The 7,674-nt window shown below is 71.0% G+C and carries 6 protein-coding genes; 3 read left to right on the top strand and 3 right to left on the bottom strand.

Annotation, left to right across the window (positions count from 1 at the left end; all coding sequences use genetic code 11):
* Positions 1 to 289: 289 nt before the first annotated feature.
* The 3 genes from ACFVH5_RS43090 to ACFVH5_RS43080 all read right to left on the bottom strand — a co-directional run bounded on the left by ACFVH5_RS43090 (position 290) and on the right by ACFVH5_RS43080 (position 3,720).
* Entirely contained in the window at positions 290 to 2,143 is a 1,854-nt protein-coding gene (locus tag ACFVH5_RS43090; RefSeq protein WP_385839151.1) for a sensor histidine kinase, read from the bottom strand.
* Positions 2,140 to 2,838 (bottom strand): response regulator transcription factor, encoded by a 699-nt coding sequence (locus ACFVH5_RS43085; RefSeq protein WP_385839150.1) that lies wholly within the window; start codon positions 2,836 to 2,838, stop codon positions 2,140 to 2,142. Before ACFVH5_RS43085 ends, ACFVH5_RS43090 begins: the two co-directional genes overlap by 4 nt.
* Before the next feature lie 123 nt (positions 2,839 to 2,961).
* Positions 2,962 to 3,720, bottom strand: a complete 759-nt coding sequence (locus ACFVH5_RS43080; protein WP_385839149.1) for a L,D-transpeptidase family protein — start codon at positions 3,718 to 3,720, stop codon at positions 2,962 to 2,964.
* Positions 3,721 to 4,030: 310 nt separating this feature from the next.
* Between ACFVH5_RS43080 and ACFVH5_RS43075 the strand changes: the two genes are divergently transcribed.
* The 3 genes from ACFVH5_RS43075 to ACFVH5_RS43065 all read left to right on the top strand — a co-directional run bounded on the left by ACFVH5_RS43075 (position 4,031) and on the right by ACFVH5_RS43065 (position 7,365).
* Complete coding sequence (locus ACFVH5_RS43075; RefSeq protein ID WP_385839148.1) at positions 4,031 to 5,410, top strand: endo-1,4-beta-xylanase; 1,380 nt, start codon at positions 4,031 to 4,033, stop codon at positions 5,408 to 5,410.
* A gap of 182 nt (positions 5,411 to 5,592) precedes the next feature.
* A complete protein-coding gene (locus ACFVH5_RS43070; protein ID WP_385839147.1) occupies positions 5,593 to 6,039 on the top strand; it encodes a PPOX class F420-dependent oxidoreductase in 447 nt (148 codons plus the stop codon).
* Positions 6,040 to 6,186: 147 nt separating this feature from the next.
* Entirely contained in the window at positions 6,187 to 7,365 is a 1,179-nt protein-coding gene (locus ACFVH5_RS43065; protein WP_385839146.1) for a S1 family peptidase, read from the top strand.
* Positions 7,366 to 7,674: the final 309 nt, after the last annotated feature.

The raw sequence follows: 7,674 nt of genomic DNA, 5'->3' as shown, positions 1-7,674 counted from the left end.
GGTGTCGGACCGCCGCCGTTCATCGTCCTGTTCGCGCTGGCCGTTCCCGACGTGCCGCGCACGGGCCCTCGTCGGCCCGCGCGGGAGTTTTCCGACCGCCGCGCGGCACGTACGTGCCTCCGCTGAGGCGGCGCAGTGGCGTCACTCGGATCCTGACCTCCGGCTGCTGGGTGGTGTCCATGCGTCCACAGTGCGCCGGTGGGGCCGGAGCAACCAGGTCTCTCCTGTGGGCAGGACCGCGGATCCTGGTACCCGGACCACCGGTCAACGGGCGACCGCCCACCGTCGGTCATCGGGCTCCGGGGAGCCGCAGGGTGAAGACCGAGCCCTTGCCGACCTCGCTGGTGACCGTGACCGTACCGCCGTGGGCGGTGACCAGTTGGCGCACGATGGGCAGACCCAGGCCGCTGCCGCCGGTGCGTCTGCTGCGGGACTTCTCCGCCCGCCAGAACCGCTCGAAGACGCTGGTCAGATCCTCCGGGGCGATGCCGCCCCCGGTGTCGGCCACCTGGAAGTGGACCTCGTCGCCGTGGCGTCCGGCGGAGAGAGTGATCGTGCCGTCGGCGGGGGTGTGACGGATCGCGTTGGACACCAGGTTGCCGAGCGCCTGCCGCATCCGGAGTGGATCGGCGTCGAGCCAGGGGGTGCCGTCCACCGCCGTGCGCAGCCCGATGCCCGCCGCCTCGGCCGCCACGCGGTGTGCCGCGACGACCTGTTCGAGCAGTTCGTCGGCGCGGACCGGTTCGCGGTGCAGCGCGAGCGTGCCGGCCTCGGCGGCCGCGAGATCCTGGAGGTCGTCGATGACCCGCTGGAGCACGAGTGCCTCCTCGTGCAGGGACGCGAGGAGTTCGGGGTCCGGGTCGACGATGCCGTCGCGGGCCACCTCCAGCCAGCCCCGGATGTTGGTGAGCGGGGTGCGCAGTTCGTGGGCGATGTCGGCGACCATCGCCTTGCGCTGTGCCTCCATGCGTTCACGGCGCTCGGTGAGGTCGTTGAACGCCACGGCCAGGATGCCCGTCTCGTCCTGCGTGGTCACCGGCACACGTACATGCTGCTCGGGCGGCTGCTGGGCGGCGTGCGTCAGGGCGCGCAGGGGGCGTACGAGGCGGCCGGCGACCAGGGCCGTGGCGGCGACCGTGAGGGCGAGGACGAGACCGGCGACGCCTGTGACCTTGGCCTTGTTGGCGGCCGACATGTCGAAGTGCGGGGCGGCGCTGTCGGCGTGGCCCAGGAACAGTTCGGCGGCCGGGGCGACGTACGGGGTCAGCTGCCTGCGGCGGGAGCTGTCGACGCACCTCTCGGCCTGCTCGGCCACCGCCGCCTTCCTCGTCTGCTCCGCGCTCCGCGCCCGGTCGGTGGTGAGCCGCGCCGCCAGGGACATCTTGGCGACGTAACGGGTCAGCATGGAGTGGTCCGTGAAGTCGACGGTGATACCGAGGGGCGTGTCGAGCTCGACTCCGGCGCGGCCCAGGCAGTCCTCGGCGTAGGCGGTCAGTTCGGCGAGGGCCTTCCGCTCCGTCGCGGTGGGGGTGTTGAGCACGCCGTCGGCGCACCGCGCCGGCACCTGGCCCCCGTCGACGCTTCCGTCGGCGTCGGTGAGGACGGACCTGCCGCTGGGCAGCCGCGTGACGGAGGTCTCGACACCGCTTCCCGCGAAGCAGGCCCGCCGCTTCTCGGCCAGCAGGGCCACGTGTTCACGCTCGGCGCGGGTGAGACGGTACGGGCCGACCGCGCGCGGATCGATGCCGGTGACCTGAGCGCCGGGGTCGGTGAAGGTGTCGGTGTGCAGCGGGTCCACCGCCGCGGCGGCCCGGGGCGGCAGGGCCGTGTGCCGCGTCTCGGAGTCCGCGATCGGCGTACGGGCCGGGGTCGTCAGGGCGATACGGCGGCCGGTTCTGTCCGACAGTTCGCGGACGGTCCTCGCCACGTCCGACCAGTCGCGATGGGTGGCCGCGTAGCCGCTCAGCTGCCGGAGGATGTCCATGTCCTCGGCCAGCACCTGCCCCTGCTCCTCCTGGATCGCCCGGGTCGTCGTCTCGACGGCCAGCCAGGCGGTGGCCGCGACGGAGCAGATGGCGATCAGCACCGAGGTGAGCAACAGGCGGACCAGCAGCCGCTTGCGCAGCGGTACCGGCCGGTTCACCCGCGCTCACCGCTGAGCTTGTAGCCCACGCCGAAGACGGTCAGCAGGCGGACCGGTCTGCGCGGGTCCGTCTCCGTCTTCTTACGGAGATTCATGATGTGCACGTCGACGGCCCGCTCGGTCGACGCCCGGTCCACACCCCGGGTGCGGCGCAGCAGTTGCTGCCGGGAGAAGACCCGGTCGGGCTCGGCGACCATGGCCAGCAGGATCTCGTACTCGTCGGGTGTGCACTCCACCGGCGACCCGTCGCACACCACCTCGTGCCGTACGGGGTCCACGGTGATCCCCGCGGCCCGTACGACCGGGTCCTCGCGGTGCCCGGTGCCCTGCCGTCCGCTGCGGCGCAGGACGGTGCGGATACGGGCCATCAGCTCGCGCGGGCTGTACGGCTTGGTCATGTAGTCGTCGGCGCCGAGTTCGAGGCCGAGCAGTACGTCCTCTTCCGTGGAGCGGGCGGTGAGCATGAGGACGGGGATGTCGTCGTCGCGGCGCAGTGCCCGGCACACGCCGAAGCCGTCGACCACCGGCAGCATCAGGTCCAGGACGACGAGGTCGGGCCGGCGTTCCCGGGCCGCCGCGAGCGCGGCCCCGCCGTCGTGGACCACGGTCGCGGTGTGTCCCTCGCTGAGCAGGGAGCGGCGTATCAGCTCCGCCTGCTTCTCGTCGTCCTCGGCAACCAGCACATGTGCGCACACGAGGCCCGATGCTAGGTGCTGGAAGGCGCGGTGCGACCGGTCGTGAGGGGCTTCCCACGCCCTGACACCTTCCTCACAACCTGCTGGTACCGGCCCCGGGGCGAGCGCGCGCCGCAGCGGCCCTCAGCGTCTGAGCGCGGCGGCGTCGCCCATGACGATCACCGGGTGGCGGGCCGGGTCGACGGCACGCAGCAGGGCCTTCATGTGGTCCTCGCGCAGACTCACGCAGCCCTGGGTGGGGCCGCCGTGGTCGACGTGCACCCAGATGCCGCCGCCCCGGTCCGCGCCGAGGGGGCGCGTCCAGTCCAGCGGTGAGGTGCCGGGCTCGCGGTTGTAGTCGATGGCGATCACATGGTCGAAGGACCCGGCCAGGGGCTCGCCCTCGAAGCCGGTGCCGTCCACGGAGAAGCCGCCGGAGTGGTCGTACGGGAGACGGGTGCCGGGATTGCCGCGCAGGCCGCCCGCGTCCGTGAGGGTGTACACGCCGACGGGTGAGCGGAGATCGCCGACCACATGATGGTCGGTCCAACCCTTGAAGGCGTTGTGCGCGGGCCAGACGGTCCCGGCGTGCCAGCCGGACGCCGTGCGTCTGTACAGCACCGCGGTGGACACGGCGGAGTTCCGCCCCCGGCCCGTGACCATGAGTACCTGACTCGTCTTCCGCGGGATCCCGGCCGAGGTCCTGGGGCCCAGGCCCGGCAGTTGCCGCGGTGCCACGTCCAGGGAGATGCGGGGTGCGGGGGCGGGCTCGGCCCCGCCGGCCCGGGTCGGGTCCGCCGTCCTCGCCTCTCCGGCGCCGCAGCCGACGGGGACGGCGAGGAGGAGGGCGGCCGCCAGGGCGACGGCGGAACGGCGTCCGGCGCCGCGAGTGCTCGTGATCATGCATCGACCCTGACCGACACATATGAGGAACTTGTCAGGCGCGCGGGATCACTCACCCATCACGCCCGCACCTTCTTCTCTCCCCCCTCGTCGAAACATTCGCTCCGCCTGACGAATATTCAGGGGAACATAGGCGGGACATGACCGTAAGGCAAGAGGATCCGGGCGACACATGGGGTGACCCGGTCAACTTGAGCCAACCGGAATACGGTGCAGCACAGCCAGTTGACGACCCGTATGACCGGCCGTAAGGTCTGCGCAGCCATTCGGAAACATGCTCGAAACTTTCGATACCGCAGAAGGGGACGACATGCTCACCCGTACGTTCACGGACCACACGGTCACACCTCCGCCCCGCAGGTCACGGGCTCGAAGAGCCCTGGTGCTCGGCATGGCGAGCCTGCTCGCCGCGGCCGGCGTCACGGCTCTCGCGGGAACGGCCGCGGCGGCGAGCACGCTCGGTGCCGCGGCGGCCGAGAAGGGCCGCTACTTCGGCACCGCGGTCGCGGCCAACCACCTGGGCGAGGCCGCGTACGCCTCGACGCTCGACACGGAGTTCAACTCCGTGACCCCCGAGAACGAGATGAAATGGGACGCCGTCGAGCCCAGCCGCAACTCCTTCTCGTACGGCTCGGCCGACCAGATCGTCAGCCATGCCCAGGGCCGGGGCATGAAGGTCCGCGGGCACACCCTCGTCTGGCACTCCCAGCTGCCCGGCTGGGTCGGCGGACTCGGCGCCACCGACCTCAGAACGGCGATGAACAACCACATCACCCAGGTCATGACCCACTACAAGGGGAAGATCCACTCCTGGGACGTCGTCAACGAGGCCTTCCAGGACGGCAGCAGCGGCGCCCGGCGCAGCTCGCCCTTCCAGGACAAGCTCGGCAACGGCTTCATCGAGGAGGCGTTCCGCACCGCACGGGCGGCGGACCCGGCCGCCAAGCTCTGCTACAACGACTACAACACCGACGGGGTCAACGCGAAGAGCACGGCCGTCTACAACCTGGTGAAGGACTTCAAGGCACGCGGTGTGCCGATCGACTGCGTGGGCTTCCAGTCCCACTTCAACAGCGCCTCCCCCGTGCCGGGCGACTACCGGACCAACCTGCAGCGCTTCGCCGACCTGGGCGTCGACGTGCAGATCACCGAGCTGGACATCGAGGGCTCGGGCACGGCACAGGCCACCAGCTACACCAACGTGGTGAACGCCTGCCTCGGCGTCTCCCGCTGCACCGGGATCACCGTCTGGGGTGTCACCGACAAGTACTCCTGGCGCGCGAGCGGCACCCCGCTGCTGTTCGACGGCAACTACGCCAAGAAGGCCGCCTACACCGCCGTACTCACCGCACTCGGCGGCAGCGGCGGGGGCGGAGGCGGCGACGCCGCCTGCACGGTCACGTACAGCAGGACGAACGACTGGAGCGACCGCTTCAACGGGCAGGTGACGGTGACCGCGGGCAGTGCCGCCATCACCGGCTGGACGACGACCGTCACGGTGACCTCTCCGCAGAAGATCTCCACGACCTGGAACGGCACGCCCAGCTGGGACTCCAGCGGCAACGTCATGACCATGAAGCCCAACGGCAACGGGAGTCTCGCGGCGGGAGCGTCGACGAGCTTCGGGTTCACCGTCATGAAGAACGGCAACTCCTCGGCGCCCGCGATCGGTTCGTGCAGCGCGTCCTGACGTCGTGCAGCGCGTCCTGACGCGTCTCGGGCGGGCCCCGCGGGAGCGGCGGTACGGAGGGAGGGGGTGGCGCGGCGGTTCCGGTCGCCGCGCCACCCCCTCCGTAGCGTGTGCCGCGTGCCGCCTATCGCCTATCGCCTATCGGCGGAATGTTCGGTGGGGGCGCGGGCGTTGGTCAGCGCATGACTGATGACGCCGGTCCCGGCCAGGACGCACTGCTTCGACTCCTCTCCGAGTACGACGGCGGGGTGCTGACGACGCTCAAGCGCGACGGACGCCCCCAGCTGTCGAACGTCAACCACGCGTACTACCCCGACGAGCGGATCGTGCGCGTGTCGCTCACCGACGGCCGCGCCAAGACGCGCAATCTGCGCCGCGATCCCCGGGCCTCGTACCACGTGACCAGCGCGGACCGTTGGGCCTACACCGTCGCCGAGGGCACCGCCGATCTCTCACCCGTGGCCCGCGAGCCCGGCGACGAGACCGTGGAGGAGCTGATCCGGCTCTACCGGGACGTACAGGGCGAACATCCCGACTGGGCCGACTACCGGGCCGCGATGGTCCGCGACGGGCGGCTCGTCCTGCGGCTGCACGTGGAACGCGCGTACGGCATTCCGCTCGCCCGCTGACCGGTTCCCCGCCTGCCGACAACCCCTGTTTTTGGTCTGTACCTGACGATGGTCTGCCGCTAGGCTCTGCCCCGCATGGAGATGAGAGCGCTCTCATAGTTCAGCTGTTCCGCCCCCACCTTGCTGGAACAACGAAGGGCCATCGCCTTGAGACGCACCACGACCCTGAGCACCTGTCTGGCCTCCCTCCTCCTGATCGGCTCCTGGGCAGCCGTCGGCACCGGATCTGCCTCGGCCGCCGCCGCCCCCGAAGCCGCCCCCACCACCGCTTCCGAAGCTCCCGCTTCCAGCGCCCTCATCGACGCCATGCGCCGGGACTTCGGGCTGACGAAGGCCGGCGCCGAGGCCCGTCTCGCCGCCGAGAAGACGGCGACCGCCGTCGAACCGAAGGCCAAGCGCGCGGCCGGCGCCGCGTACGGCGGGTCCTGGTTCGACGCCGACAGCGGGAAGTTGACCGTCGCCGTCAAGAGCGGCGCGTCCGCCGCGACGCTCGCCTCCGTGCGGGACACCGGTGCGAGTGTCCGCACCGTCAAGTACAGCGCGCGGCAGCTCGACGCGGCCAAAGCGCGCATCGACAAGCTGGCCGCGCCCGACGGGGTCAGCAACTGGTACGTCGACGCCGAGTCCAGCTCGGTCGTCGTGGGCGTCGTCGCCGCGCAGCGGGCTGACAACGATGTCCGGGCGTTCCTCGCGAAGGCGCGGGCCGGTGGTTCGGTCACCGTCACCGTCAAGGAGACCGCGTCCGCGCCCGAGACGTTCGCGGCCGGGACCGTCGGCGGCGACCCCTTCTACACCGGCAACGTCCGCTGCTCCATCGGCTTCTCCGTGCACGGCGGCTTCGTCACCGCCGGGCACTGCGGTGGGGCCGGGCAGGGTGTCAGCGGCTGGGACCGCTCGTACATAGGCAACATCCAGGGGTCGTCGTTCCCCGACAACGACTACGCGTGGGTGAACGTCGGCAGCGGGTGGTGGACCGTGCCCGTCGTACTCGGCTGGGGCACCGTGTCCGACCAGCTCGTGCGGGGGTCCAACGAGGCTCCGGTCGGGGCGTCCATCTGCCGGTCTGGGTCCACCACGCACTGGCACTGCGGGAACGTGCTGGCCAAGAACGAGACGGTCAACTACAGCCAGGGTGCTGTGCATCAGATGACCAAGACCAGTGTCTGCGCGGAGCCCGGTGACTCGGGTGGGTCGTTCATCAGCGGCGACCAGGCGCAGGGGGTCACTTCCGGTGGGTGGGGTAACTGCTCCACCGGTGGGGAGACCTGGTACCAGCCGATCAACGAGATCCTCAACCGGTACGGGTTGACGTTGCACACTGCGTGATGTTTGCGCGGGCTTTGTCGGGCGGGCTCCGTCGCCGGGAGGTGGCGGGGTCCGGCCTTTGCGTTTGCGCTCCGCTTCGGGGTGGTGTCGTGTGCGGGTCGGTGGGGGCTGGTTGCGCAGTTCCCCGCGCCCCTGGGGGGGTGACCGTTCGACGTCGGGTGACGGTCGGTGGGGGTTGCTCGCGCCGTTCCCCGCGCCCCCTACGGGGTGACCGTTCGACGTCGCGTGACCGTCCGTGGGGGGTGCTCGCGCCGTTCCCCGCGCCCCCTACGGGGTGACCGATCGACGTCGACTGACCGTCCGTGGGGG

The sequence above is a fragment of the Streptomyces sp. NPDC127119 genome (genome assembly GCF_042677425.1).
Lineage (GTDB): Bacteria > Actinomycetota > Actinomycetes > Streptomycetales > Streptomycetaceae > Streptomyces.
Note: the sequence above shows the minus strand (reverse complement) of the source record. Positions and strands in the feature narration are given on the sequence as shown.